The sequence below is a fragment of the Streptomyces sp. SYP-A7185 genome (genome assembly GCF_046103685.1).
In the GTDB taxonomy this organism is placed as follows: Bacteria; Actinomycetota; Actinomycetes; order Streptomycetales; family Streptomycetaceae; genus Streptomyces.
The window spans coordinates 8,006,645-8,032,961 of sequence record NZ_CP122310.1; the positions used below are offsets into that span (position 1 = coordinate 8,006,645).

A 26,317-nucleotide genomic window follows, 5' to 3' on the forward strand; every position below is an offset into this window, starting at 1 on the left:
GGGTGGCCGGGTGGTCCTCCTCAGCCGTCGACGAGCCGCGTCAGCCTCCGAATAGCTGCGTCCAGTACGTCCCCGCGGAGCCGCCGCCCGCGAAACCGACGCCGAGGTGGGTGAAGGACGGCTTGAGGATGTTGGCCCGGTGGCCGGGGCTGTTCATCCAGCCGTCCACCACCTCGGCGGGTGTGCGCTGACCGCAGGCGATGTTCTCTCCGATCGCCCGGTGCGTGCTGCCCGCGGCGGACGCGCGGTGCCAGGGTTCGCCGCCGTCGGGCGACGTGTGGGCGTAGAAGGCCCGGGCGATCATGTCCGCGCTGTGCCGCTGCGCCGCCACGGTCAGGAGGGGGTCGGGGGAGAGGGGGCGCAGGCCGGTGGCCGTCCGCTCGGCGTTGGTGAGACGCAGCACGGCCGAGCCCCACTGCGCGAGGCCCTGCGGGCTGAAGGGGCTGGCCCACAGCGCCGTCCAGTAGAGGTCACCGGAGCGCGCGTCGGCGGTGTGGGCCACCCCGACGTGCGTGTACGCGCGGCTGAGCACCGTCCGCCGCGACTCCTCGCCGGAGAGGCAGTACTCCAGGAAGTCGGCGGGCGTGCGCGGCCCGGAGACCAGATGCTCCCCGATGGCCAGATACGCGTACCCACTGGCGACGACGCGCTGATACACGGAGGTGCCGTCGAGGTGCTCCGAGCCGAGGGCACCCCGCGCGGCCATCCCGGCGGCATGCGCGTGCGCGGCGGCGGTGAGACGGCCGTCAAGGGCGACAGGCGGGACCCCGGCGGAGCCCCGCGCGGCGTTGACCAGCGGCAGGAAGGCGTCGGGGGAGGCGGCAGCGGGCGCGTACGAGGGTTGCTGAAACGGAGGAGAGGGCGCACCGCCAGAGCCAACGACCGAAGGCCCACCGGGAGCGGCAGCCGGGGGCCGGGAGTAAGCGGAAGCCGCAGGACCCCCCGGCCCACCGGGAGCAACCACCCGCGAGGGAACAGAACCATGAGCCCCCGGCCCAGCACCGGCCCCCGGCCCAGCACCGGCCCCCGGTCCAACACCGGCCCCCGGCCCAGCACCGGCAGCCTGCCCCGGACCGGCCGCCCGCCCAGCACCGGCTGATCCTGCCCCGGCCGCTCGGCCCGCACCCGTCGGCCGCCCCGCACCCACCCCCGGCGGCGGCGTCTCGTCCTCCGTGATGTCCACGCCGAAGTCCCGTGCCACCCCCGCGAGGCCGTCCGCGTACCCCTGGCCGATGGCCCGGAGTTTCCAGCCCGGGCCGCGGCGGTAGATCTCCGCGAGCAGCAGGACCGTCTCGCGGTCCGGGCGCGGTGGTGTGAAACGCGCCACCATCCGGCCGCCCGGCCCGTGCACCTGGAGCGCGATGCCCGGCAGGCGGCCCAAGGGGGTGCCGGGCTCGGCGGCGCTGACGGCGACGGTGACGCGGCTCGCGCCGGTGCGCAGGCGCCGCCCGTCCACCGTGACGGCGTCGCCCTGGAGCCGGGCGCCCGGCGCGGCGGGCTGGTTGTAGAAGACGAAGTCCCCGTCCCCCGCGACCTTCCCGCTGTCACCCGTCACGATCACGGACAGGTCGAAGGGACCGGGCACCCGGAGGGTGACGGCCCCCTCCGGCAGCTCCACGTTCCCCCCGGCAACCAGCTCGTTCATGCCAGGACAACGCGAGGCCGGCACCGCCGGGTTCCCGCCCCCGGCGACCCGCCGCCCAAGGCGCCGCCGCACGGCGGAGGCTGCCAGGGACCGGAGCCGGATCCGCGCCGCGAAAGGCGCGTATTAGCGTGGGGGGTACGGGAAAGCACAATTCACCGACAGGATCCGAGGTGCCCGGCAGATGGCAAGCCGCAGCGAGAGCCGTACCCAGCTCGTAGAGGGACTCATGGAGCGGTTCCCGCAGGTGCCGCGGGAGGCGGTGATCAAGGAGGACCTGCTCAGGGGCGGAATGGCGTTCGACGAGTCCGCGCTCAGTGACAACGAGGGCGGCGAGGTCAAGCCGAAGTCCTACTTCATCTTCTCCTTCGACCACAGCACCCTGCCCGAGCTCGGCGCCGCCGCCCTGCGCCGCCCGCCCGAGGAGATCGTCCTGACCGGCGGTCCGTACGACCTGCGCCGCACGGTCGTCTCGGTCCGCGTGAACCCCTCGTCGCCCTACCGCGTGGCCGCCGACGACCACGGCGTGCTCGGCCTCTACCTGGACGGCGTCCGCATCTCCGACGTGGGCCTGCCCCCGATGCCGGACTACTACCGGCACACGCTGGAGAACGGCAAGTCCGTCATGGAGGTGGCACCCACCATCCAGTGGGGCTACCTCATCTACCTGACGGTCTTCCGGGTCTGCCAGTACTTCGGCGCCAAGGAGGAGTGCGGGTACTGCGACATCAACCACAACTGGCGCCAGCAGAAGGCGGCGGGCCGCCCCTACACGGGCGTGAAGCCGATGGACGAGGTCCTCGAAGCCCTCGCCATCATCGACAAGTACGACACGGCGAAGGCCTCCACCGCGTACACGCTCACCGGTGGCGCCATCACCTCGCGGCTCCAGGGCAAGGACGAGGCCGACTTCTACGGGCAGTACGCGAAGGCCATCGAGGAGCGCTTCCCCGGCCGCTGGATCGGCAAGGTCGTCGCGCAGGCGCTGCCCAAGGCGGACGTCCAGCGCTTCCACGACTACGGCGTGCGGATCTACCACCCCAACTACGAGGTGTGGGACCCGTACCTCTTCGAGCGCTACTGCCCCGGCAAGGAGCGCTACGTCGGCCGCGACGAGTGGCACCGCCGCATCCTGGACTCCGCCGAGGTCTTCGGCCCGCGCAACGTCATCCCGAACTTCGTGGCGGGCGTGGAGATGGCGGAGCCCTTCGGTTTCAAGACGGTCGGCGAGGCCATCGACTCCACCGTCGAGGGCCTCCAGTACTTCATGTCGCGCGGCATCACGCCCCGCTTCACCACGTGGTGCCCCGAGCCCACGACGCCGCTGGGCAAGGCCAACCCGCTGGGCGCCCCGCTGGAGTACCACGTGCGTCTCCTTGAGGCGTACCGCGCGACGATGGAGGCCAACGGCCTTTCCTCGCCTCCCGGTTACGGTCCCGCGGGACCGGGGCGCGCCGTGTTCTCCGTCTCCTCCTTCATGGACAGCCTGGCCCCGGACGCGGCCGCACCCGAGGACCGCGTGACCGGAGACGTCGTCCCCGAGAAGGCCTAGCCAGAGAAGACTCCCAGCCCGACAAGGGCCTGGGGCGTGTCCGCAAAGTCAGGGAAGCCAGAGCAGTAGGCAGGCGATGGTGACCATGGCTTTGCGGACACGCCCCCGCTGGGCCCTCCGGCCCGGTGTCAGAGGTCCGTCGCGCGGAACGTCAGCCGCCCCGCCACCGCCGTCAGGCGGACCGGGACGTCCGGGAGTTCCGTCGCCGGGGTCGTCAGGGGATCCGCCGCCAGCGCCGTCAGATCGGCGCGGAAGCCGACGGCCAGCCGCCCCGCCTCATGCTCCTCGCCGGCCGCGTACGCCGCCGCCGTCGTCATCCCCCGCAGCGCCTCCAGCGCCGTGAGCGCCTGTTCCGGCCCGTGCGGAGCCTGCCGGAGGTCACGGCCCGGGCGCCGGTGCCGGGCCCCCGCCATCACGCCCAGCGGCGGGAACGGCGCGATCGGCCAGTCCGAGCCGAGGACCACGGTCGCCCCCGAGTCCGCCAGGTCCCGGCAGCGCCACGCGCGCCCGGCGCGCTCCTCACCGAGGCGCCGCGACCAGTTGTCGGTGTGGTCGGCGCGGGTGAAGTCGCAGCAGTGGGTGGGCTGCATCGACGCCAGGACGCCCAGCTCGGCGAAGCGGCGCAGCGTGTCGTCCGGCACCGTCTCGATGTGCTCCACCCGGTGCCGTACCGCACCGCCGTCCCCGCCCGCCCGTGCCTTCTCGACGGAGTCCAGGACGTGGCGTACGGCCGCGTCGCCGATGGCGTGCGTCGCTGTCGGCACCCCCGCCCGGTGCAGCTCCCCGACGATCCGGGTGTACGCCTCGGGGTCCGGCCAGAACGCGTGCGTGGACTCGCCGTGGCAGTCCGGCCGTTCCAGCCACGCCGTGCCGTTGTCGATCGTCCCGTCCATGAAGAGCTTCACGCCGGTGACCTGCCACAGTTCCCCGCCCGTGCCCTGCTGCTCGATCAGCGCGTGTACCCCGTCGGCGTCGGTGCCCGGCTGGCACCAGGGCGCGACCCGGAGCCGCAGCGGCAGCTCGCCGGCCGCGTCGAGCTCTCCGTACAGGGCGAGGCTGTCGCCGTTGGCGTCCATGGCGTGACCACCGGTGAGGCCCGCCGCCGCCATGGACCGCAGCGCCGCCGTGAGCCGCTGCCGGCTCTCCTCGCGCGTCGGCCGGGGGGCGACCCGTTCGACCAGCTCGCAGGCGGCGTCCTCCTGGAGCAGTCCGGTCGGGCGTCCGTCGGCGTCGCAGACGACCTCGGCGGAGGCCTGGTCGAAGGCGTGGGGGCCGTCGACCCCGGCGAGTTCGAGGGCCCGGCGGCTGGCCAGGGCCGAGTGCGCGTCGAAGAGCAGCAGGAAGGCCGGCACCCCGTCAAGCACCGCGTCGAAGGGAGCGGTCCCGACGGGCCGGTCGCCGAAGACGTTCGGATCCAGGCCCCAGCCGAAGAGCCACTGACCGCGGTCGGGGGACCGCACCTCGCGCGCCAGCGCCTCTCGTACGTCGTCGAGGTCGGCGCAGTGCGACAGGTCGAGGCCGTGGGTGAGTTCGGCCCCGGAGACGGGGTGCAGGTGCCCGTCGACGAACCCGGGGGTGACGACGGCTCCCTTGAGGTCGACGACGGTCGTCGCCGGAGCGGCCAGCGCCCGGATCTCGCGGTCGTCGCCCAGGGCGGCGATCCGGCCGTCGTCGGAGACGGCGAGCGCGGTCTCCGGCAGGAAGGCCCCCGTGCCGGGGTCGAGCAGACGGGCGGAGTGCAGGACGAGTCGGGTACGCACGGTGGCTCCAGGAAGGGGGGAGGCGGAGGTGGATGTGGAGGGTGGGGGTGAGGCCGGTGGACGGGGGCCGGGCTGCTGGGGCGGTGGGGCGGCCGGCGGCGCGGCCCGCTGCCGGCCGCGGGCGGAGACGCCCGGCGTCGCGCGTCGGCGGAGGCGCCGCCCGACAGCAGGATCAGCGGACGTGCGGGTGCGCGCCGTCCGGCGTGACGTGGCGGCCCCCGCTCGTCAGCGTGGCTCGGCCGGTGTCACCGGACCGGCCGGGCCGGTGCGTTCGATCGGTCGGTCCCTTCGGCCGGTTCCCCCGGCAGCCGTACGTCCGTCAGGGCGCCGTACGGCAGGCCGAGTTCCCGCTCCGCCGTCGTCACCGCCATCCGCGTCACCGCCTCCGGGCGGTTGCTGCGGTCGGTGTTGGCGTGGGCGCCGAGGCCGTCGAGGACCACCAGGATCTGGATGGCCGCCGCGCGCGGGTCGTCCGTGCGGAACTCACCGCGTTCGACGCCCTCGCGGATGAGGCCTTCGAGGCGGTCGTCGGAGGCGAGCTCCTGTTCGGCGACCCGGTCGCGGAGCACGGGCCGGTAGCGGCTGAGGTGCCGGGCGTTGATCCACAGGCGGCTGATGTCGTCGTACCCCTCTCCGGCCGAGAGGGCGAAGTAGCGGGCGAGGTACTGCGTGGGGGTCCCGTCGAGGCGGTCGGCGGGCAGCAGGGCGTTGAGCTCGCCGGTGGCGGCGACGCTGAAGGCCTCGGCCACCAGATCCTCCGCCGAGGGAAAGTAGTGGCTGATCAGACCGGGGCGCACGGCGAGCTCGTCGGCGATGCGCCGGAGCGTGACGCACTCCAGGCCCTCGGTCAGGGCGACGCGGGCGGCGGTCTCCACGATCTCCGCCCTGCGGGCCTCGGGAGTTTTCCGAATTCTCTTGCGCTGAACGCTTGACGGCATACCGGCGATGCTATTGAGTGTGCGACCAATAAGCAACCAGGTGGGCACCACACGCATCCGGAGGGCCGCATGGCTTCCACGATCCCCGACCCCGGCGCCGCCCGCGCCGAGGTCACCCCGCCGGCCGACCGGCCCGGCGGCATCGAGGCCCACGGCATCGATCACATCTCCGACGAGGAGCGCCACGGCAACCCGCGCCAACTGTTCGCCGTCTGGGCCGCCGCCAGCGTCAACTACCTCAGCCTCGTCGTCGGCGGTGCCCTGGTCCTGATGGGGCTGACCCTCTGGCAGTCGCTCGCCGCGATCGTCGTCGGCAACCTCTTCAGCGTGCTCACCGGCCTGGTCGCCACCCCGGGCCCCGCCGCGGGCGCGCCCAGCGAGGTCATCACCCGCGCCCTCTACGGCGTCATCGGCAACCGCGTGAACAACGCGATCGGCGGCTGGCTCGTCTCCGTCTGCTACTTCGCCCTCAACCTGGCCGCCGCCGCGACCGCCGCCTTCGCCTTGGTCGAGAAGCTCGGCATCACGGCGAACACCCCGGTGAAGGTCGTCGTCATCGTCGTCATCGCCGCGCTCACCCTCGGCATCAGCGTGTACGGGCACGGCCTGATCATCAAGCTGTACCTGCCGATCACGCTGGCCCTGGCCGGTTCCTTCACCGTCGTCGCGCTGGCGGTCTTCCGGCACGCCGACTTCTCGTACGTCCCCGCCGAGCCGCCGACCGGCACGGACCTGTGGGCGGCGCTCATCGCGGGCACGGCGATGGTCGCCTCGGGCCCGCTCTCGTACACCACGAGCGCCGACTTCTCCCGCTACCTGCCCCGCACGGCCCCGCCGAAGGCGGTCGCGGGCTGGACCGCGCTCGGTTCTTTCGCGCCGAGCGTCGTCGTCTGCTCGCTCGGCGCGTTCGCCGCGACGGCCGTCGACATGACGGACCCCCAGAACGCGCTCCAGGAGATCCTGCCCGGCTGGTTCACGCCGGTCTTCCTGCTGTCCCTGATCCTGGGCACGATCTCCATCAACGCCCTGACCGCCTACAGCGCGGGCCTCGCCCTCCAGGCCGTCGGCCTGCGCATCCGCCGTACCGTCAGCGTTCTCTTCGACGGGGCCGTCGCGGTGAGCCTCACCCTCTACGGGCTGCTCGCCTCCAACTTCCTCGACACCGTCAGCAACGCCCTCCAGGCGATCACCGTCCTGATCGGCCCGCTCATGGCCGTGTACGCGACGGACGTCGTGCTGCGCCGCAACCGGTACGACGGCGTCGCGCTCTCGGACGAGACCCCCGGCAGCCCCTTCTGGTTCACCGGCGGAGTCAACTGGGCGGGAGCCGCCTCCCTGCTGACGGGCGTGGCCGCCGCCGCCCTCTGCGTGAACACCTTCTACACCGGTCCGGTCGCCGCCGGCACCGGCGGCATGGACCTCTCCCTGCCGGTCGGCATGGTGGTCTCCACGGTCATGTACGTGGTGCTGGGGCGCCGCGCGGTCGCGGCGACCGCCGCCCCCCACTGAGCCGCGGCGACCACCGCCCCCAACGAGCCGCGGGGCGGCCGGAGCCCACCCCGGTCGTCCCGCCCCCCTTCCCCACGGCTCGATCACCGCCCACGACTCATCTGTCAGCTCATGACGACGCATCGCGAACAGGCCAACCACCGCACCACTTTGCGGACACGACCTAACCCGGGAAGGCCTGGCTTCCGGGCGCCGCGAGCGCCGTCAGGAGGCGTTCGGCCTCCGCCGTCACCGAGGTGAGGGCGGAGGCCGGGTCGGGTGAGCGGGCGAGGAGCATGCCCGCCTCGCACAGCGCTCCGAACATCAGCTGGCAGCGCACGTCCAGATCCCCCTCGGCGAAGTGGCCCGCACCCGCCGCCGCACGCATGCCGTCCCTCAGCACCCGCAGCGTATGGGCGTACTGGATCTCGCGGACCGTCTCCCAGCCCAGGACCGCGGTCGCGTCGAGCAGCACGATCCGCCGGAACCCGGGGTCCAGGCAGTGCTCCAGGAAGCGGCGGCAGCCGCGCCGCAGCGCGGACCAGGCGTCGGGCTCCTCGGCCGCCGCGCGCTCCAACTCCGCCGCGATCTCCTCCTGTTCGCGGACGAACACCGCGTGGAAGAGATCGGCCTTGCCCCGGAAGTGGTGGTAGGCCGCGCCTTTGGTGACTCCGGCGGTGGCCGCCACCGCGACGATCGAGGTGGTCGCGTACCCGTCCCGGCCGAAGTGCCGCTGCGCCGCGGCGACCAGCCGCGCGGTGGTCGCGTCGCTTCGTTCCGCCTGGGTGCGGCGGCCGGTCGGTCGTGCGGACGGCATCACGGGTCGGCTCCTCTTGACGAACATACTCGGGGTACGTAGGTTCCGCACCAGTTGCATACCTTCGGTATGGAAGCGAGTTGAGCATGACGAATCCGCTCTTCGCAATCTACGGAGCCTATGGCCACACGGGACGCCTCGTCGCATCCGAACTCCTGGCCAGAGACGCGGAGTTACTCCTGGTGGGCCGCGACACCGAGGCATTACGGACGTTGGCCGACGAACTCGGCGCGGGGCGGCGGGTGTCGACCCGTACCGCCTCCGTGGACGACGCCCGGGCCCTGCGCGAGGTGATGACCGCCGCCGACGTCCTCATCCAGTGCGCGGGTCCCTTCGCGGTCACCGGCGCGCCCGTCGCCACCGCCGCCGCCGATGCGGGGTGCCACTACATCGACCACGCGCTCGAACCCCACCACGTGAAAGGGGTCTTCGACACCGCGCAGGCCGCCGCGCAGCGCACCGGCGCCGTCATGATCCCGAGTCTCAGCTTCTACGGCGGCCTCGGCGACCTCCTGGCGGGAGCGGTGGCGGACGGCATCGCGGGCGTCGACCGGATCGTCGTCGCGTACGCCGTGAACGGCTGGCGGCTGACCACCGGCGCCAAGAACACCGCCACCCACCTCCTGGCCGAGACCGAGCGCCTCACCTTCAGCGACGGCTCCCTGCACGCGGGTTACGTCGAGCCGCGCAACGCCGTCTTCCCCTTCCCGCCACCGCTCGGCCCGCGCTCGATGATCGCGCCGTTCCCGTCGAGCGAGGTCGTGACGGTGCCGCGCCATGTCCCCGTACGGGCCGTCGACTTGATGCTCAGCACCAGCGCCTTCGAGGCGGAAGAGGCGTTCGACAGCGAACACATCGGCGCCGACGAGCGGGCGCGGACCGACTTCACCGTCGCCGTCCAGGTGATGTGGGAAGGAGGCAGCGCGGCCGGGCAGTTGACGGGCCACGACCTGTGGCGGGCCGGAGCACTGGCCTCGGTCGAGGGCGCGGTGCGGATCGCGGAGGGGAGAGGGCCGACGAAGACGGGGGTCCTCGCGCCCGGTGAGGCGTTCCCGGCGGAGCCGTTCCTGCGGGACCTGGAGCGGCAGGGCGCGTTCACGCTCACGCTGCGGCGCGGAGAGGGCGGAGAGGAGTGAGCGCGATGCCTTCGACGTCGGAAGGCCCGGTCCTCGTCACCGGAGCCGCGGGAGGACAGCAGGGTTCCACCGGCCGTCATGTGGTGCGGCTGCTGCTCGACCGGGGCCGGGCGGTACGGGCCTTCGTGCGCACCGACGACGACCGTGCCGCCGCGTTGCGCAAGGCGGGCGCGGAGGTGGTCGTCGGCGACCTGCGCGAGATCACGGACGTGCTCGCGGCGATGCGGGGCGTGCGGCGCGCCTTCTTCACGTACCCGGTGACCGACGGCCTGCTGGAGGCGACCGGCGCGTTCGCGGCGGCGGCAAGGCGCGAGGGGCTCGAGCGCGTCGTCGAGGTGTCCCAGCTGGCGGCGGCACCCGACGCGGGCACGCCCCGGATGCGGCAGCACTGGGTCGCCGAGGAGGTCCTCGACCGGGCTGAGGTCGGGGCGGTGCATCTGCGGGCCGGGGTCTTCTTCGAGAACCTGGACTTCCTGGTGCGGGCGGGCGGCGGCCGTGAGCTGGTGATGCCCCTGGGCGCGCCGGACACCGTGCTTCCGCTGATCGCGGGCGAGGACGTGGCCCGGGTGGGCGCGGGCCTTCTTGCGGACCCGCTGCCGGCGTGTCCCGATCCCGTGGTGCTCCTGACCGGGCAGGTGCTGTCCGTGGCCCAGGTCGTGGAGACGTTCGGCGGGGGCCTGACCTACACGGACGCGGCTCCGGAGGAGTGGCGGGAGCGGGCCATGTCCCTCTACGGGGACACGCACGTGGTGGCCCACCTGGACAAGCTGTGGGAACTGTTCCGCCTGATCGGCTCGCACCACGAGCTGTACCGGGTCACGGAGACGATCGAGCGCATCGGCGGACAGGAGCCGAAGACGCTGGCGGCGTTCGTACGGGGGAGTGGGGTGCCCGGTCGGTGAGGTGATCCGCCGAGGGGACCCGACCCCGGTTTCGGGAGGGGGCGAGGGTGGGGAATGATCGATCAAAACAACTAATGATCGATCAAAGCAGCGAACCGGACCCCGCCCCCTTGCCTCCCGGAGGAAACGTGCCGCAGAACCCCGTCACCGTCGTCACCGGAGGAAGCCGCGGCATCGGCGCGGCCATCTCCGTCCGCCTCGCCAAGGACGGCCACAGCATCGCCCTCGGCTACCACTCCGATGCCGACGCCGCCGAGAAGGTGGCCGCGGAAGTCCGCGCGACGGGCGGCGACGGCGTCCGCTGTGTCACCGTCCGCATGGACACCGCGGAGGAGGCCGGCGTCGACCGCCTCTTCGAGACCGCCGCCGCGGAACTGGGCCCGGTCACGGGCCTGGTGAACAACGCCGGGATCGGCGCCCCGGTGGGGCCCCTCGCCGAGGCCGACGTCGCCGCCATGCGCCGCGCGCTCGACGTGAACGTCCTGGGCTATCTGCTCTGTGCCCGGCGCGCGATCCGGGACATGAAGCGGACCGGTTCCGGCGGCGGCATCGTCAACATCTCCTCGGCGGCGGCCACCCTCGGCGCCCCGGGCGAGTACGTCCACTACGCCGCGGCCAAGGGCGCCGTCGACACGATGACCGTGGGTCTCTCGAAGGAGGTCGCGGCGGACGGCATCCGCGTCAACGCGGTCGCGCCCGGCGTGATCTGGACCGAGTTCCACGCGGACCCCGAACGCCCGGCGAAGCTCGCCGAGAGCATCCCCCTGGGCCGCTCGGGCCACCCCGAAGAGATCGCGGCAGCAGTCACCTGGCTGCTCTCCCCGGAGGCGTCGTACACCAGCGGCACGATCCTGCGGGTGGCGGGCGGCCGGTGAGGGGCCGAGGCGGGCGGAAGCCATCGCCCCGTCCGTGCGGACGGTGTCCAGGCCGGTGCAGGCATCCTTCGTGATCTCTACGCTTGGCGCATGATCACCGAAGTCGCCCGCATCACCCCGGACGTCGTCATGCGCCCCGCCACGCCTGCGGACGCGGACGGTCTCGCCCGGGCCCGGCTGCGCAGCCGGGCCCATCTGGAGCGGTGGGAGCCGACCCGGCCCGAGGACTACTTCACCTCGCGCGCGCAGGCCGCCAGGCTCCGGGTCCAGCTGGAGGAGTGCCGGGCCGGACGGGCCGCGCCCTGGGTGCTCGACCGCGAGGGCGAGATCGTCGGCTCCGTCACGCTGTCCGCCGTCTCCCTCGGCCCCTTCCGCAGCGGGACCCTCGGTTACTGGATCGACGTGGACCACGTCGGCCGCGGTCTCGCCACCGCCGCCGTCACCCGGGCCTGCGTCGCCGCCGACACCGAGCTCGGTCTGCACCGCGTTGAGGCGGGCACCCTCCTGGACAACGTGCCCTCGCAGCGGGTGCTCGCCAAGTGCGGCTTCGAGGAGTTCGGTGTCGCGCCGGCCTACCTGCACATCGACGGCGCCTGGCGCGACCACCGGCTCTTCCAGCGGATCCTGAACGACCGCACCCCGTAACCGCACCCCGTAACCGCACCCCGTGAGGTCCCCCAGGGAGCTATCACGGGGTGCGGTCGGGCCTCTTGAGGCGAGTCCGCGTCGAGGCCTCATCGAGGCCGCGTCCGACGCCAGGGCCGGGCGCGGTCAGACGATGTCCTCCGCGATCTCCGCCTGCTCCCGCTCCGTCCCGTACGCCGACGGCGTGCTGTAGGAGCGCCGCGCCACGAACCACCACACCGTGGCGAGCGTCAGCACCACGACAAGCGCGATCGACGCGTAGTTCATCGAGTCGACCGTCACCGGCGAGACCTGCGGCAGGCAGAACAGGACCGTCACGAAGGCCACCCAGACCACCGCGATCCAGCCGATGGGCTTGCTCCAGCGGCCCAGGTTCCACGGGCCCGGCTGGAAGCGGTCGCCGGCCCGCAGCCGCAGATAGATCGGGATGGCGTACGCGGGCGTGATCCCGATGACGTTGATGGCGGTCACGGCGGTGTACGCGGTCGTCGAGTACAGCGACGGCAGCGCGATGACCGCGGCGAGACCGACCGACAGCCACACGGCGGGCACCGGCACCTGGGTGCGGGTGCTGACCTTGCGCCACACCTTCGAGCCCGGCAGCGCGTTGTCGCGGCTGAAGGCGAACACCATGCGGCTCGCGGCGGCGGTCTCGGCGTTGCCGCAGAAGAGCTGCGCCACGATGACGATGAGCAGCAGCGCGGTGGCGCCGGACTCGCCGATCGCGTCGATCATGATCTGCGCGGGCGGTACGCCGGTCTCGGTGTTCTGCGTGCCCGCGTAGTCCTGGATCGCGAACGTCAGGCCGGCAAGGAGCACGAAGCCGGCTATCCAGGACGCCCAGATGGCACGCACGATGCCGCGCGCCGCGGTCACCGAGGCGTTGGAGGTCTCCTCCGAGAGGTGGGCGGAGGCGTCGTACCCGCAGAAGGTGTACTGCGCGAGGAGCAGACCGATCGCCGTGACGTAGAGCGGGTTGTCCCAGCCGGTGTCGTTGACGAACTCGCCGAAGACGAAGCCCGGCGACTGGTGGTGGTCGGGCACGATGGCGAGGACGCCCACGATCACGGCGACACCGGCCACGTGCCACCACACGCTGATGGAGTTGAGCAGGCTGACCAGACGCACGTTGAAGAGGTTCAGGACGGCGTGCAGGAGCAGGATGCAGAGGAAGATCAGGAAGGTCTTCTCGGGCGTCGGCGTGAAGCCGAACTTGAGGTTCAGGAACGCCCCGGTGAACAGCGCGGCGCCGTAGTCGATGCCCGCGATCGCGCCGAGCAGGCCGAGCAGGTTCAGCCAGCCGGTGTACCAGCCCCAGCGCCGTCCGCCGAGCCGGTCGGCCATGTAGTAGAGAGCCCCCGACGTGGGGTACGCGCTGGTGACCTCGGCCAGCGCCATGCCCACGAAGAGCACGAAGAGGCCGACGCCCGCCCAGCCCCAGAGCATCACGGCCGGACCGCCGGTGCCGAGCCCGAAGCCGTACAGGGTCATGCAGCCGGAGAGGATGGAGATGACGGAGAAGCTGATGGCGAAGTTGCCGAAGCCTCCCATCCGGCGCGCGAGGACCGGCTGGTAGCCGAGCTCCCTGAGCCTTTGTTCCTCGTCTGGCATGGGAGCCGCGGTCGAATCGGGACTCGACCAGGTGGTGCGGGACACGGACGTACCTCCGTCGGGGAGCGATGGATCGGGGAGCTGGTGGTGCCGTCAGGGCGCGTCGCGTAAGGCGCTCAGACAGCGCGTGCGAGCCTGCATGAACGCCTCGGCCGCCGCGTCCGCGTCACCGGGCGACCGCGTGCGGTACGTCCACGGCGCCACGGTGTAGAAGGGGTCGAGCGCCTCGAACACCCGGGCCGCGTGCCGGAATTCATGCGCGCCCCACAACGCGTGCGCCAAGTGGCTGAGGTCGAGCAGCGAGGTCGCCGCGGGCAAGGTGTGTTCGAACCACAGGTGCAGTGCGCGCAGGGCGGAGCGGGTCGCGTCCTCCCCTATCCAGTGCAGGTCAAGAGCGTGCTCGGCGCCCCCGTCCTTGCGGTACCGCTCGACGCGCACGTACAGCGGCAGGGCGTGCAGCGCCGATCCCGCGGGTGCCGAACCGGAAGCCCAGTGCGCGAAGTTGACCGCTTCGGTGAGCGGGCCGCCGGGGCGCCGGGTGTAGGCGAACTGGAGCATCCGGTGGTAGGCCTCGCGGTTGCCCGGGTCGCGTTTGTCGGCCTCCGCGAGGAGGTGCCAGGGGCCGGGGAACAGCATGGGCTCGGGGGCCGGGACCCGGTGCTCGTCCCACCGCTGCCCTCGGTCGAGCTGCGCGAGGGCGAGCAGGCAGACCCACGGGACGGGGTCCTCGGGCGACGTCTCGATCGTCGCGCCGCACGCGGCCGCCGCGTCGCGCCACAGCTCGTTGGTGTGCCGGTGGCCGGCCCGATGGGCGCGCAGGGTCCGTTCGACCAGGACCCTGGTGTGCAGCACGGACGCGGCGGCGCTGCGCGGTTCCTCGGCCAGCCAGGTGCTGACCACGTCGGAGCCGGCGACGGCGGCGGCCAGGATCTGCGTGCGCTGCGTCCACAGTCCCCAGTCGGGTGTCGAGTCGAGCAAGGTGCGCGTCGACACCCAGCGACCCGTCTTGAGGTCCTGGAGAACAGCGCGCAACTGTTCGTCGTGGCCCGCCGGGTGGTACACGGGGCGGCCTGACGGAGTGGGCATGAGTCCTCTGTGGGGGAAAAGGTCGGTAGGCAGAGGGTGTGAACTGGCCTAGGACGGAGTGATGTTGTTCGGCGGTCAGTGTAGATCTGTAACTTCTCTTTACAGGCCGGTTCCTGGATCTTTTGTAATCGATTTCCGCTCAACTCGGCGCGCCGGTTGGAGTTTTGAGAAAAAGTCAGGGCGGAAACGCCCGCTCCAGGGCCCCTTGACGCCCTCCCGGGCGCTGTAGCAGGCTTCCGCGGTGATCACCAATGGCGGCGGACCGCGCGGCGAGGCAGTCCTCGCCATCGACCAGGGCACGTCCGGCACGAAGGCGCTCGTCCTCTGCCCGGAGCGCGGGGTGATCGGATCCGGCGCCGCGCCCGTACGCCCGCGCCACCTCCCCGGCGGCCGGGTCGAGGTCGATCCGGCGGCGCTGTTCGCCTCGGTCGTGGACGCGGGACGCCGCGCCCTGGCCGACGCGGGGGAGCCGGTCGCGGCGGTCGGCCTCGCCAACCAGGGCGAGACGGTGCTCGCCTGGGACCCCGTATCGGGCCGGCCGCTGACCGAGGCGATCGTCTGGCAGGACCGGCGCGCGGAGGCTCTGTGCACGGAACTCGCCCCGTACGCCGACGAGGTGAGGCACCTGACGGGGCTCCCCCTCGACCCGTACTTCGCCGCGCCCAAGATGGCGTGGATACGCCGCCACCTCACCCGCGAAGGCGTCGTCACCACCAGCGACGCCTGGCTGGTCCACCAGCTGACCGGCGCGTTCGTCACCGACGCGGCGACCGCGGGGCGCACCCAGCTCCTCGACCTGGACGACGTCACGTGGTCACCGCGCGCCCTGGACGTCTTCGGCCTCGCCGACGAGCGGCTGCCGCGCGTCGTCGACGCGGCGGGCCCGGTCGGCACCACGAAGGCCTTCGGCCCCGAACTCCCGTTGACCGGGCTCCTCGTCGACCAGCAGGCCGCGCTGCTCGCCCAGGACGTGACCGAGCCCGGCACCGCCAAGTGCACCTACGGCACCGGCGCCTTCCTGCTCGCCCAGACCGGCTCCCGCCCGCGGCGCGGGGACTCCGGCCTGGTCAGCTGCGTCGCCTGGCGGTTCGCGGGCGAGAGCAGCTACTGCCTGGACGGCCAGGTCTACACGGCCGCGTCCGCCGTCCGCTGGCTCACGGACCTCGGTGTGATCGAGGGGGCGGCCGACCTCGACCTGGTGGGCTCGTCGGTGCCGGACGCGGGCGGTGTGACGTTCGTTCCCGCGCTCGCCGGGCTCGCGGCGCCCTGGTGGCGCGGTGACCTGCGCGGCTCCATCACCGGCCTCGGACTCGACACGGCCCCCGGCCATCTGGTCCGCGCCCTGTGCGAGGGCGTCGCCGCCCAAGTCGCCTCCCTCGCCGACGCCGTGGCCGCCGACCTGGGCGAGCCCCTGACGAGCCTGCGCGTCGACGGCGGTCTGACCCGCTCCGCCCTCCTCATGCAGACCCAGGCCGATCTGCTCCAACTCCCGGTGGAGGTATCGGCGTTGCCCGATGTCAGCGCCCTCGGAGTGGGCGCCGTCGCCCGCATGGGCCTCGACCCGGCGCTCACGGTCCGGGACGTCGTGCCTCGCTGGCGGCCCACCACCGTGTACGAGCCGAGGATCGACGCCGACCGGGCCGCCGAGCGCCTTGCGGGCTTCCGCTCGGCGGTCGACGCGCTCCTCGACCGCGCGCCCGTCCCCTCGTCATGAGCGTCACCACCAAGGGGCCGCTGCCGTCCGAGCCCTACGACGTGACGGTCGTCGGTGCCGGGGTGGTCGGCTCGGCCATCGCCAGGGAACTGGCCGGACACCACCGCCTCCGCGTGGCCCTGGTGGAAGCCTCCGGCGACGTGGGCGACGGCACGTCGAAGGCCAACACCGCGATCCTGCACACCGGTTTCGACGCTGTGCCGGGCTCCCTGGAGGCCCGCCTCGTACGCGAGGGCAGCCGGCTGCTCGGCGCGTACGCCGCCGAGTCGGGCATCCCCGTCGAACCGGTCGGCGCGCTGCTCATCGCCTGGGACGAAGAGCAACTGGTTGCACTGCCGGGCCTGTTGGAGAAGGCGCGACGCAACGACTACCACGAGGCGCGCATCATCGGCGCCGACGAGGTCCGCGCCCGCGAACCCCACCTGGGCGAGGGTGTGCTGGGTGCGCTCGACGTCCCCGGCGAGTCCATCATCTGCCCCTGGACGACGACCCTCGCGTACGCGACCCAGGCGGTGCGCGGGGGAGTGGACCTGCACCTCAACTGTGCGGTGGAGAGAGTGGGTTCGGCCTCACGAGAGGGTGCCACCTGCCATGAGCTGACGACACCCCGAGGCGTCGTGCGCACCCGCTACCTCGTCAACGCCGCGGGCCTGCACGCCGACGTGCTCGACCGGCGGCTGCTCTCCCGCGGCGCGTTCACGGTGACCCCGCGCCGCGGCCAGCTCATCGTCTTCGACAAGCTCGCCCGTGATCTGGTCGGCCACATCCTCCTGCCGGTGCCCACCGCACTGGGCAAGGGAGTCCTGGTGTCGCCGACCGTGTACGGAAACGTTCTTCTCGGCCCCACCGCCGAGGAGTTGGACGACAAGGCGGCGACGGGAACGACCGAGGACGGCATCGCCGGGCTGCGCGCCAAGGGCCGGCGCATCCTGCCCGCACTCCTGGACGAGGAGGTCACCGCGGTCTACGCCGGGCTGCGGGCGGCCACCGAGCACGACGACTACCAGATCCACGCCTCACCGCACCAGCGCTGTGTGACCGTCGGCGGCATCCGGTCCACCGGCCTCACCGCGTCGATGGCCATCGCGGAGTACGTCGTCGGCCTGCTCGCCGAGGCCGCGGGATCCGACCTTGACCTGACGGCCCCCGGGGACCTCGACCCCGTGCGCATGCCGAACCTCGGCGAATCGTTCCCCCGCCCCTACGAGCGCGCCGACCTCATCGCGACCGACCCCGCGTACGGCAGCATCGTCTGCCACTGCGAACGCGTGACCCGCGGGGAGATCAGGGACGCCCTCATCAGCACGGTCCCGCCCGGCTCGCTGGACGGACTGCGGCGCAGGACACGGGCGCGGGGCGGACGCTGCCAGGGGTTCTACTGCGGGGCGGCGGTCCGCGAACTCTTCGACGGCTGGGGCGAGTCGGGAGCGGGCCGATGAGGCGGCAGCGGAACGTGGACGTACTCGTCGTCGGCGCGGGTCCCGCGGGGCTCACCGCCGCCGCGCGCCTCGCCGCATCGGGTGCGGGCACGGTGGAGGTCCTCGAACGGGAGGCACGGGCCGGCGGTGTGCCGCGCCACTGCCACCGGGGCGGGTTCGGGCGGTGGGGCATGACGGGCCCGCAGTACGCGGAGCGCCTCGTCGAGGCCGCTCTCGGCGCCGGAGCGGCCGTACGGACCGGGGTGAGTGCCATCGGCTGGGCCGGACCGCTGTCCATGGACACCACGGGGCCGCACGGCCTTGAGCGGATCACCGCGCGTGCCGTGGTCCTGGCCACCGGCGCGCGGGAACGGCCGCGGACGGCACGGCTCGTGCCGGGGACGCGGCCGGCCGGGGTGTTCACCACCGGGGAGTTGCAGCAGGCGGTCGCCGTCTACCGGCAGGAGATCGGCACCCGCGCGGTCGTCGTGGGCGCGGAGCCGGTGAGCTACGCGGCGCTCGCCGTGCTGCGGGGCGCGGGCGTGGAGGTCGCCGCGCTCGTGACGGAGGAGGCGCGCGCCCAGGTGAGCCGGGCCCGGTCCGCCTCCGCTCGCCTCGGGGTGCCCCCGGTGCCGCTGCTGACCGGGGCGGTGGTGACCGAACTCCTGGGCCGCGGGCGGCTGACGGGGGTGCGGCTGCGGCGGGCCGACGGGCGCGAGCGGGTGCTGGCCTGCGACACGGTGGTGTTCACCGGGGACTTCGTGCCCGACCACGAGCTGGCCCGGCGCGGTGACGTGCTCCTCGACCCCGGGACGCGTGGCCCTGCGGTGGACGGTTCGTTCCGCACGGCGACGCCCGGGGTCTTCGCGGCGGGCAACGCGGTGCACGCGGCGGAACCGGCGCGGGTGGCCGCGGCGGAGGGCGTACGGGTCGCCCGTGCGGTGCGCGGACATCTCGCGGGGGCGAGGTGGCCCTCCGGGTCGGTCCCGCTGCTGGTCGACGCGCCCCTGCGCTGGGTGGCACCGAACCGGATCGTGCCGGGAGCCCCCGGGCACCGCTTCATCCTGCGCACCACGAAGCCGGCGACCTTCCCCGTCCTCCTGGTGACCCAGGACGACCGCCCCCTGTACCGCCAACGCCTACGGCACGGGGTGCTGCCGAACCGGGCGGTGTATCTCCCGGCCCGCTGGGTCGGAAGGGTGGACGGGGGAGGCGGCCCGGTCAGGGTGACGCTGGGTTAGTGGGGCGGGGGTCTTCGCTCTTGGGGCGGGGATGCGGGGATGCGGGGACGCGGGGTGCGGGGTTTCGGGGCTGCCTGGGGGGCCGCTGTATCCGTTGCAGCTGCTTGGGGGTGACCAGCAGAGGCTGGCGCGGGTCGGCGAGGACGGGCGCGGACCGACGGGGGCGGGGGTCGGCGTGGGCCGGTGCGGACCGACGCGGACCTACGTGGGCCGGAGAGGACGGGCGCGGACCGGCAAGGACGAGCGCGGCCAGGCAAGGACCAGCGCCGACCGGCAAGGCCGGTGACGGCCAAGACGCGCCACGCCCCGGTGCGGCAAGTCACCCTTCCCACCGGCGGCGCCTCCCCGTACACTCCAAAACTAGCAGTGCTAATTTACGTCACGCGTCGCCTTGCGCAGCCCGCAGCCCGGTGACGCCAGACGCTGACCGCAAACGATCCGGAGCCGTATCGTGCGCCCAGTCCACTTCGCCGCAGCCCGCCGTACCCCCCTCGGCAAGCTGCGCGGCAGCCTCTCCTCCGTCCGCCCGGACGACCTCGCCGCCACCGTCGTACGCGGACTCCTCGCGGCCACCCCCGCGCTGGACCCCGCCCGGATCGACGACATCTACTGGGGCGCCGCCAACCAAGCGGGCGAGGACAACCGCAACGTGGCCCGCATGGCCGCCCTCCTCGCCGGCCTCCCGGAATCCGTGCCCGGCGCCACCGTGAACCGGCTCTGCGCCTCCGGCATGGAAGCGGTCACCGCCGCCGCCCGCACCATCGCCTCCGGCGAGGCCGACGTCGTCCTCGCGGGCGGCTCCGAGTCGATGAGCCGCGCCCCCTTCGTCCTGCCCCGCCCGGACGAGGCGCTGCCGCACAAGATGGAGGCCGCCGACACCCGGCTCGGATGGCGTCTGGTCAACCCCGAGATGAAGGACCTGCACGGCGTCCTCGCCATGGGAGAGACCGCCGAGGAGGTCGCGGAGCGCTACGGCGTCTCCCGCGAGCGGCAGGACACCTTCGCCCTGCGCAGCCACCAGCGCGCGGCCGAGGCCCGCAAGAACGGCCACTTCGACGACGAGATCCTGCCCGTCACCCTGCCGGACGGCACCCTCTTCGAGCGTGACGAATGCGTCCGGGAGGACACCTCGTACGAGAAGCTCAGCGGCCTGCGCCCCGTCTTCCGCAAGGGCGGCACCGTCACCGCGGGCAACGCGTCACCGATGAACGACGGCGCGGCCGGGCTCCTCCTCGTCAGCGAGGAGGCCCTGAACGACCTGGGCCTCGAATCCCTGGGACGGTACGCCGCCGGCGCCTCCGCCGGGGTGCACCCGGACGTCATGGGCATCGGACCCGTCCCCGCCACCCGGAAGGCCCTCACCCGCGTCGGCTGGTCCATCGAGGACCTCCAGGAGGCGGAGTTCAACGAGGCGTTCGCGGCCCAGGCCCTGGCCTGCGTCGACGCCCTGGGCATCGACCCGGAGCTGGTGAACCCGACCGGCGGCGCCATCGCCATCGGGCACCCCCTCGGCTGCTCCGGCGCCCGCATCCTGACCACGCTGCTGCACCGCATGCGCCGCACCGGCGCGGCCCGCGGCCTGGCCACGATGTGCGTGGGCGTCGGCCAGGGCAGCGCGCTGCTCGTCGAGCGCGGCTGAGCCCACCCGACCGCCCCCCTCCCGCAGCCCGGGCCCCATATCCCGCGACCCGGGCCCCGCATCTCGCAACCCGCAGCCCGGGCCCCGTATCTCGCAACCCGGGCGCCGCATCGCCGCCCCCCGGGGCCCCCGCACCGCCGCACGGAAACGGAGCACCACCCATGGCCACGCTGTCCCTCGCCGCGATCCTCGCCGAGCCCGCCCGTCGCCGGCCGGACCGCACCGCCCTCGTCGAGGGGGAACTGCGCCTGACGTTCCGCGAGTTGTGGCAGCAGGCACGCGCCCAGGCTGCCGCCCTGGTCGGGCTCGGGGTGCGGCCGGGGGACCGGGTGGCCCTCATGGCGCCCAACACCGCCGAGTTCCCCCGCGCCTACTACGCGATCCTCGCCGCGGGCGGCGTCGTCGTCCCCGTACACCTGCTGCTCTCCGCGGAAGAGGTCGAGCACGTCCTGCGGGACAGCGGGGCCACCCTGCTCCTGTGTCACCCCGCTCAGGCCGAGACGGGCAAGGCCGCGGCCACGGCCACCGGCGTACGGATGCTGACCCTCGGCGGGGACGGCGAGCTGGAGACCCTGGCGGGGGCTGCCGAGCCTCTGCCCAGCTACGTCTCCCGTGACGCCGACGACCCGGCCGTCGTCTTCTACACCAGCGGCACCACCGGGGTTCCCAAAGGCGCCGTACTCAGCCACCTCAACCTGGTGATGAACGCGACCGTCTGTGCCTTCGACTCCCACGACGTGCGCGGTGACGACGTCGCGCTCGGTGCCCTCCCGCTCTTCCACGCGTTCGGTCAGACCGTCTCCATGAACGCCACCTGGCGCGCGGGCGCGACGCTCGTCCTGCTGCCGCGCTTCGACGCCGCGCGCGCCGTCGAACTGATGGCGGCTGAGGGCGTCAACACTTTCCACGGGGTGCCGACGATGTACGTGAACCTCGTGGCCGCCGCGGCCACGGCCCCCGCACTCCCCGCCCTGCGGCTCGCGATCTCCGGCGGCGCCTCGCTGCCCGTCGCCGTCCTCGAGCGCTTCGAGGAGGCCTTCGGCGTACCGGTCTACGAGGGGTACGGGCTCTCCGAGACCTCGCCCACGGCCAGTGTGAACCAGCCCGTCTTCGGCACCAGGCCCGGCAGCATCGGCCACCCGCTGTGGGGCGTCGACGTGGAGATCGCCCGCGCCGACGTCGAGGGGCGGATCGAACTGCTGCCTGCGGGGGAGCTGGGCGAGGTCGTGGTCCGCGGCCACAACGTCTTCTCCGGCTACCTGGGGCGCCCGGAGGCGACCGCCGAGGCCGTCGTCGACGGCTGGTTCCGCACCGGTGACCTCGGCACCAAGGACACCGACGGGTTCCTGGCCATCGTCGACCGTAAGAAGGACGTCATCATCCGCGGCGGCTTCAACGTCTACCCGCGCGAGGTCGAGGAGGTGCTCATGCGCCACCCGGACGTCGCGCAGGTCGCCGTGATCGGCCTGCCCGACGACGTGCACGGCGAGGAGATCTGCGCCGTCGTCGTCCCGGCCCCGGGCTCGGCCCCCGACGCCGAAGGCATCACCGCCTGGTCGAAGGAGCACCTGGGGCGCCACAAGTACCCGCGCCGCGTCGAGTTCACCGGCGAACTGCCTCTCGGCCCCAGCATGAAGGTCCTCAAGCGGGAGCTGCGCGTCACCTACGGCGGGGCGTAGGCGACCGACGTACGGCGGGGTGCGGTGCGCGAACGAGGAGGCGGGGCGCAGGCGTCCAGGATGTGGCCGCCGTGGGCGGCACCGGGATAGTTGGGTCTAGCATTTGTTTTCGGCATGGACATATCTATCTGGGGTTTCGCCGCGCTCGCCGCGGCCGCGGTGCTCGTCGGCTTCTCGAAAACCGCCGTCAGCGGCGCCAACACGGTCAGCCTCGCGGTCTTCGCCGCGGTCCTTCCGGCCCGCGAATCGACCGGGGTCCTGCTGCCCATCCTCATCGCGGGCGACGTCCTGGCCGTCCTGACCTACCGCAGACACGCCCACTGGCCCACCCTGTGGCGGCTGTTCCCCGCCGTCGCGGGCGGCGTGGTGGTGGGCACGGTCTTCCTGATGTGGGCCGACGACGCCATCGTCCGTACGTCGATCGGGGCGATCCTCCTGCTGATGGCGGCGGTCACGGTGTGGCGCCGCAGGGCCCCCGCCGGCGAGGCGGAGCCCGCAGGCGGACCGCACCCCGAGGGCCCCGCGCCCCAGAAGGGCCCCTCACGCTTCAGGGACCCCTCACGCCTCAAGGGCCCCTCGTACGGCGTGCTCGGCGGCTTCACCACCATGGTGGCCAACGCGGGCGGCCCCGTCATGTCGATGTATCTGCTCTCCGCGGGCTTCCGCAAGCTCAGCTTCCTGGGGACGTCGGCGTGGTTCTTCCTCATCGTCAACACCTCCAAGGTGCCGTTCAGCGTGGGCCTCGGCCTGATCGACGCACACTCACTGCTGCTCGACGCGGCCCTCGTGCTCTTCGTCGTCCCGGGTGCCCTCATCGGCAAGCTGGCCGTGCACCGGATCAACCAGCGCCTCTTCGAGCAACTGGTGATCGGGGCCACGGTCCTCGGAGGCCTCCAACTGCTGCTGCGCTGAGGCGGGCGGATGACGGCTGGCGGCTGGCGGACGACGGCTGGCGGACTGTGGCTGGCGAACGGCGAACGGCGAACGGCGAACGGCGAACGGCGAACGGCGAACGGCGGACGGTGGCTGGCGGCTGACTGACCACGGCTGACGGATGCGGCTGACGGTCGGCGGTGACGGCTGACGGCTGACGGCTGATGGCTGGCGGCCGTCGGACGGCCGCGCGGCGCCACGTAGCCTCGGGGCCATGCATGTGCTCGTCCTCGGCGGAACCACCGAAGCCCGCCGCCTCGCCGCCGCCCTCGCCGCTCGCCCCGGCGTCCGCGTGACCACCTCGCTCGCCGGCCGCGTCACCCGCCCGGCCGCGCTCGAAGGGGACGTACGGATCGGTGGGTTCGGCGGCGTGGACGGCCTGGCCGCCTGGCTGCGCGAGCAGGAGGCGGACGCCGTCGTGGACGCCACCCACCCCTTCGCCGCCACCATCAGCGAGCACGCGGTCCGCGCCGCGGCGGCCACCGGTGTCCCCGCTGTCCTGCTCCGCCGCCCCGGCTGGCGCCCGGAGCCGGGCGACCGCTGGCACGACGCGGCCTCGCTCGCCGACGCGGCGGCGCTGCTGCCCGCGCTGGGGCGCCGCGTCTTCCTCACCACGGGACGCCTCGGCCTCGCCGCCTTCGCTGACGCACGGGCGGTGCCGGGACTGGCGGAACTCCATTTCCTCGTACGGTCCGTGGAGGAGCCCGAACCGCCGCTGCCCCGTCACACCGAGGTGCTCCTGGACCGCGGGCCCTACACGGTCGAGGGCGAGACGGCGCTGCTGCGCGAGCACCGCGTCGACGTCCTGGTGACCAAGGACAGCGGCGGCGCCGCCACGGCGGCCAAACTCACCGCCGCCCGCGCGCTCGCCGTGCCCGTGGTCGTCGTCCGCCGCCCGCCACCACCGGAGGGCGCGACGGTGCTGCCGGACGAGGCGAGCGTGCTGTCACACCTGGCGGGCGTCTTCGGCTCAGGTGGCCGTGCATGACGTCAGCTGGCTCCGCCTGACGGGAGGGTGGCCTGTTGCGTGTGCCTGACGCCAGATGCGCATGCCTGACGTCAGGCGCGCATGGCTGACGTCAGGTGGTCATGCCCTGCCTGATGCGAGCGGCTTCCGTGCCTCGGGGGCCAGGCCGTGCTCCAGGTCTTCCACGAGCAGCCGCTTCGCGATCGCGTCCACCGCCTTGACGAGGTCCTGGTCGGCGGGCCGGCCGCTGTCCCTCTCCACCTGCTCGCCCAGCCACCCGGACCACGCCTTGCCGATCACCTCGGCCTCGCGCGCCCCGGCCGGGGTGTGCGAGAAGAGCAGGCCGGAGCGGGTGAGGAAGCCCTCCTCGACCATGCGGTCGAAGACCGGCACCAGGACTTCGGCCGGCAGCTGCCGCCGGGCCGCGATCAGGCTCAGACTGGCGTGGCCGACCAGCCGGTCGAAGAGCGCGACCTGCATCACGGCCCACGCCCCGGCGATGTCCAGCCGGGTGTCGGACTCGCGGATGACGCGCCGTGCGGTGTCCATGCCGGTACTGCGGATGATGTTGCCGACGGCCAGTTCGAGCACCCGGTCAGGATTGCCGCCGGAGGTCGGCGACGCGAAGCCCTCGCCCATGTCCGAGGAACTCATCCGCGCGCTGTCCCGCAGCTGCACCTGCTTGAGGAAGAGAGCCACCAGGAACCCGAGCAGCGCCACGGGAACCGTCCACAGGAACACGGTGTGCAGCGTGTCGGCGTACGCCTTGATGATGGGCGCCGCCACCTCCGCGGGAAGGCCGTGCAGCCCCTGCGGACTCTGCGCCGCCTTGGCCACCGCGGCGGGATCCGTGGCCCCGGCCCTGGCCGCCGCCGCGACGCCGTCCTCCAGGTTCGGCTTGAGCGTGTTGGCGTAGATGGTCCCGAACATCGCCGTGCCGAAAGAGCTGCCCAGCGTACGGAAGAAGGTGACCCCGGAGGTCGCGGTGCCCAGGTCGGCGTACACGACGGTGTTCTGCACGGCGATCGTCAGGACCTGCATGCACAGCCCGATACCGGTACCGAGCACGAACATGTACAGCGATTCGAGCCAGGTGCTGGTCTCGCTGCCCATGAGCGAGAGCAGATACAGCCCGAGCGCCATCACCAGCGCACCGATGATGGGGAAGATCCGGTACTTACCGGTCTTGCTGACCACGTTGCCGCTGAAGATCGAGGCGATGAGCAGCCCGATCACCATGGGCAGCGTCCGCACGCCCGAGATCGTGGCCGAGTCCCCGTCGACGTACTGCAGATAGGTCGGCAGGAACGTCATCGCGCCCAGCATCGCGAAGCCGACGATGAAGCTGAGGATCGAGCAGACCGTGAAGACGGGGTTGGCGAAGAGCCGCATCGGCAGCATCGGTTCGGCGGCCCGTGTCTCGACCACGCAGAACAGCGCGAGCGCGAGCGCGCCGCCCACGAACAGCGCGATGATGGTGCCCGAACCCCACGCGTACTGGTTGCCGCCCCAACTCGTCGCCAGGATCAGCGCGCTGGCGCCGATCGCGACGAACGCGATGCCGAGATAGTCGATGACGGGACGCACCGCCGACTTCACGACGGGGATGTTCCGCGCCGCCGCGATCACCACGACGATCGCGATCGGCACGTTGACGTAGAAGGCCCAGCGCCAGGTCAGATGGTCGGTGAAGAGGCCGCCGAGCAGCGGCCCGATGACGGTGGCCACGCCGAAGACGGCACCGATCGCACCCTGGTACTTCCCGCGCTCGCGCAACGGGATCACGTCGGCGATCAACGCCATCGAGGTCACCATCAGCCCGCCCGCGCCGATGCCCTGGAGGGCGCGCCAGGCGATGAGCAGCGTCATGTTCGTCGACAGGCCGCACAGGAACGAGCCGGTGATGAAGACGATGGCCGAGACCTGAAAAACGATCTTCCGCCCGAAAAGATCACCGAACTTCCCGACCAGGACCGTGGCGACGGTCTCCGCGAGCAGATACGACGTCACTACCCACGACATGTGCTCGGCGCCGCCCAGATCCGCCACGATCGTGGGCAGCGCGGTGCCCACGATGGTCTGGTCGAGTGCGGCGAGCAGCATTCCCAGCATGATCGTCACGAAGACGATGTTGCGGCGGCGCTTGTCCAGGACGGGCGGCCCCTGGGCGGGGGCCTCGGCGGCGGGCTCGGCGGTGGTGGTCACACCCTCACCCTCACACCGCCCCTGGGCCCGTGCATGCGGGGCCGGTCCGGTCCGGTGACGGCGCGGGCC

General features: G+C 72.8%; 20 protein-coding genes. 13 read left to right on the forward strand and 7 right to left on the reverse strand.

Annotation, left to right across the window (positions count from 1 at the left end; translation table 11 throughout):
- Positions 1 to 40: 40 nt before the first annotated feature.
- Positions 41 to 1,645, reverse strand: a complete 1,605-nt coding sequence (locus tag QBL25_RS35045; RefSeq protein WP_409060966.1) for a CAP domain-containing protein — start codon at positions 1,643 to 1,645, stop codon at positions 41 to 43.
- A 181-nt stretch (positions 1,646 to 1,826) separates the two neighbouring features.
- On the opposite strand from QBL25_RS35045, the gene QBL25_RS35050 reads away from it, so the two are divergent.
- Positions 1,827 to 3,194, forward strand: coding sequence for a radical SAM protein (locus tag QBL25_RS35050; RefSeq protein WP_409060967.1), 1,368 nt, complete (start codon positions 1,827 to 1,829; stop codon positions 3,192 to 3,194).
- 128 nt (positions 3,195 to 3,322) lie between these two features.
- Here QBL25_RS35050 and QBL25_RS35055 read toward each other — a convergent pair whose 3' ends face one another.
- Positions 3,323 to 4,954 carry an amidohydrolase gene (locus QBL25_RS35055; protein ID WP_409060968.1) on the reverse strand — a complete coding sequence of 544 codons (1,632 nt, stop codon included), beginning with the start codon at positions 4,952 to 4,954 and terminating at the stop codon, positions 3,323 to 3,325.
- A gap of 245 nt (positions 4,955 to 5,199) precedes the next feature.
- Positions 5,200 to 5,892 carry a TetR/AcrR family transcriptional regulator gene (locus QBL25_RS35060; protein WP_409062889.1) on the reverse strand — a complete coding sequence of 231 codons (693 nt, stop codon included), beginning with the start codon at positions 5,890 to 5,892 and terminating at the stop codon, positions 5,200 to 5,202.
- A gap of 69 nt (positions 5,893 to 5,961) precedes the next feature.
- Here QBL25_RS35060 and QBL25_RS35065 point away from each other — a divergent pair, with 69 nt between their 5' ends.
- Positions 5,962 to 7,401 (forward strand): purine-cytosine permease family protein, encoded by a 1,440-nt coding sequence (locus QBL25_RS35065; protein WP_409060969.1) that lies wholly within the window; start codon positions 5,962 to 5,964, stop codon positions 7,399 to 7,401.
- 163 nt (positions 7,402 to 7,564) lie between these two features.
- On the opposite strand, the gene QBL25_RS35070 is transcribed toward QBL25_RS35065, so the two are convergent.
- A complete protein-coding gene (locus QBL25_RS35070) occupies positions 7,565 to 8,197 on the reverse strand; it encodes a TetR/AcrR family transcriptional regulator (protein ID WP_409060970.1) in 633 nt (210 codons plus the stop codon).
- Positions 8,198 to 8,283: 86 nt separating this feature from the next.
- Here QBL25_RS35070 and QBL25_RS35075 point away from each other — a divergent pair, with 86 nt between their 5' ends.
- The 4 genes from QBL25_RS35075 (at position 8,284) to QBL25_RS35090 (ending at position 11,755) form a co-directional block, all read left to right on the forward strand.
- The gene (locus tag QBL25_RS35075) at positions 8,284 to 9,333 is read left to right on the forward strand and encodes a saccharopine dehydrogenase NADP-binding domain-containing protein (protein ID WP_409060971.1); all 1,050 of its coding nucleotides are present in this window, start codon (positions 8,284 to 8,286) and stop codon (positions 9,331 to 9,333) included.
- A gap of 5 nt (positions 9,334 to 9,338) precedes the next feature.
- Positions 9,339 to 10,235, forward strand: coding sequence for an NAD(P)H-binding protein (locus tag QBL25_RS35080; RefSeq protein ID WP_409060972.1), 897 nt, complete (start codon positions 9,339 to 9,341; stop codon positions 10,233 to 10,235).
- A gap of 128 nt (positions 10,236 to 10,363) precedes the next feature.
- The gene (locus QBL25_RS35085; protein ID WP_409060973.1) at positions 10,364 to 11,110 is read left to right on the forward strand and encodes an SDR family oxidoreductase; all 747 of its coding nucleotides are present in this window, start codon (positions 10,364 to 10,366) and stop codon (positions 11,108 to 11,110) included.
- A 90-nt stretch (positions 11,111 to 11,200) separates the two neighbouring features.
- Positions 11,201 to 11,755 (forward strand): GNAT family N-acetyltransferase, encoded by a 555-nt coding sequence (locus QBL25_RS35090; RefSeq protein ID WP_409060974.1) that lies wholly within the window; start codon positions 11,201 to 11,203, stop codon positions 11,753 to 11,755.
- A gap of 126 nt (positions 11,756 to 11,881) precedes the next feature.
- Here QBL25_RS35090 and QBL25_RS35095 read toward each other — a convergent pair whose 3' ends face one another.
- The gene (locus QBL25_RS35095; RefSeq protein ID WP_409060975.1) at positions 11,882 to 13,366 is read right to left on the reverse strand and encodes an amino acid permease; all 1,485 of its coding nucleotides are present in this window, start codon (positions 13,364 to 13,366) and stop codon (positions 11,882 to 11,884) included.
- Positions 13,367 to 13,459: 93 nt separating this feature from the next.
- On the reverse strand, positions 13,460 to 14,452 hold the full coding sequence (locus tag QBL25_RS35100; protein WP_409060976.1) for a hypothetical protein: 993 nt from the start codon (positions 14,450 to 14,452) through the stop codon (positions 13,460 to 13,462).
- Positions 14,453 to 14,693: 241 nt separating this feature from the next.
- Between QBL25_RS35100 and QBL25_RS35105 the strand changes: the two genes are divergently transcribed.
- From QBL25_RS35105 to QBL25_RS35135, 7 genes are all read left to right on the forward strand, one after another.
- Positions 14,694 to 16,166 carry an FGGY family carbohydrate kinase gene (locus tag QBL25_RS35105; RefSeq protein ID WP_409060977.1) on the forward strand — a complete coding sequence of 491 codons (1,473 nt, stop codon included), beginning with the start codon at positions 14,694 to 14,696 and terminating at the stop codon, positions 16,164 to 16,166.
- Positions 16,163 to 17,605, forward strand: coding sequence for an FAD-dependent oxidoreductase (locus tag QBL25_RS35110; RefSeq protein ID WP_409060978.1), 1,443 nt, complete (start codon positions 16,163 to 16,165; stop codon positions 17,603 to 17,605). Before QBL25_RS35105 ends, QBL25_RS35110 begins: the two co-directional genes overlap by 4 nt.
- Positions 17,602 to 18,825 (forward strand): NAD(P)/FAD-dependent oxidoreductase, encoded by a 1,224-nt coding sequence (locus QBL25_RS35115; protein WP_409060979.1) that lies wholly within the window; start codon positions 17,602 to 17,604, stop codon positions 18,823 to 18,825. Before QBL25_RS35110 ends, QBL25_RS35115 begins: the two co-directional genes overlap by 4 nt.
- Before the next feature lie 451 nt (positions 18,826 to 19,276).
- Positions 19,277 to 20,464, forward strand: coding sequence for a thiolase family protein (locus tag QBL25_RS35120; protein ID WP_409060980.1), 1,188 nt, complete (start codon positions 19,277 to 19,279; stop codon positions 20,462 to 20,464).
- A 161-nt stretch (positions 20,465 to 20,625) separates the two neighbouring features.
- Positions 20,626 to 22,143: a long-chain-fatty-acid--CoA ligase gene (locus tag QBL25_RS35125; RefSeq protein ID WP_409060981.1), complete on the forward strand. Its 1,518-nt coding sequence runs from the start codon at positions 20,626 to 20,628 to the stop codon at positions 22,141 to 22,143.
- Positions 22,144 to 22,257: 114 nt separating this feature from the next.
- Entirely contained in the window at positions 22,258 to 23,055 is a 798-nt protein-coding gene (locus QBL25_RS35130; RefSeq protein WP_409060982.1) for a sulfite exporter TauE/SafE family protein, read from the forward strand.
- A gap of 235 nt (positions 23,056 to 23,290) precedes the next feature.
- Complete coding sequence (locus QBL25_RS35135; RefSeq protein WP_409060983.1) at positions 23,291 to 24,064, forward strand: cobalt-precorrin-6A reductase; 774 nt, start codon at positions 23,291 to 23,293, stop codon at positions 24,062 to 24,064.
- 99 nt (positions 24,065 to 24,163) lie between these two features.
- Here QBL25_RS35135 and QBL25_RS35140 read toward each other — a convergent pair whose 3' ends face one another.
- Complete coding sequence (locus QBL25_RS35140; protein ID WP_409060984.1) at positions 24,164 to 26,248, reverse strand: MDR family MFS transporter; 2,085 nt, start codon at positions 26,246 to 26,248, stop codon at positions 24,164 to 24,166.
- Positions 26,249 to 26,317 lie beyond the last annotated feature (69 nt).

What these genes read in the sequence shown, in the direction of transcription:
- QBL25_RS35095 (WP_409060975.1), bottom strand. Translation starts at nt 13,366, where the DNA reads ATGCCAGACGAGGAACAAAGGCTCAGGGAGCTCGGCTACCAGCCGGTC.
- QBL25_RS35075 (WP_409060971.1), top strand. Translation starts at nt 8,284, where the DNA reads ATGACGAATCCGCTCTTCGCAATCTACGGAGCCTATGGCCACACGGGA.
- QBL25_RS35090 (WP_409060974.1), top strand. Translation starts at nt 11,201, where the DNA reads ATGATCACCGAAGTCGCCCGCATCACCCCGGACGTCGTCATGCGCCCC.
- QBL25_RS35065 (WP_409060969.1), top strand. Translation starts at nt 5,962, where the DNA reads ATGGCTTCCACGATCCCCGACCCCGGCGCCGCCCGCGCCGAGGTCACC.
- QBL25_RS35125 (WP_409060981.1), top strand. Translation starts at nt 20,626, where the DNA reads ATGGCCACGCTGTCCCTCGCCGCGATCCTCGCCGAGCCCGCCCGTCGC.
- QBL25_RS35100 (WP_409060976.1), bottom strand. Translation starts at nt 14,452, where the DNA reads ATGCCCACTCCGTCAGGCCGCCCCGTGTACCACCCGGCGGGCCACGAC.
- QBL25_RS35080 (WP_409060972.1), top strand. Translation starts at nt 9,339, where the DNA reads ATGCCTTCGACGTCGGAAGGCCCGGTCCTCGTCACCGGAGCCGCGGGA.
- QBL25_RS35115 (WP_409060979.1), top strand. Translation starts at nt 17,602, where the DNA reads ATGAGGCGGCAGCGGAACGTGGACGTACTCGTCGTCGGCGCGGGTCCC.
- QBL25_RS35045 (WP_409060966.1), bottom strand. Translation starts at nt 1,645, where the DNA reads ATGAACGAGCTGGTTGCCGGGGGGAACGTGGAGCTGCCGGAGGGGGCC.
- QBL25_RS35070 (WP_409060970.1), bottom strand. Translation starts at nt 8,197, where the DNA reads ATGCCGTCCGCACGACCGACCGGCCGCCGCACCCAGGCGGAACGAAGC.
- QBL25_RS35060 (WP_409062889.1), bottom strand. Translation starts at nt 5,892, where the DNA reads ATGCCGTCAAGCGTTCAGCGCAAGAGAATTCGGAAAACTCCCGAGGCC.
- QBL25_RS35135 (WP_409060983.1), top strand. Translation starts at nt 23,291, where the DNA reads ATGCATGTGCTCGTCCTCGGCGGAACCACCGAAGCCCGCCGCCTCGCC.
- QBL25_RS35130 (WP_409060982.1), top strand. Translation starts at nt 22,258, where the DNA reads ATGGACATATCTATCTGGGGTTTCGCCGCGCTCGCCGCGGCCGCGGTG.
- QBL25_RS35110 (WP_409060978.1), top strand. Translation starts at nt 16,163, where the DNA reads ATGAGCGTCACCACCAAGGGGCCGCTGCCGTCCGAGCCCTACGACGTG.
- QBL25_RS35050 (WP_409060967.1), top strand. Translation starts at nt 1,827, where the DNA reads ATGGCAAGCCGCAGCGAGAGCCGTACCCAGCTCGTAGAGGGACTCATG.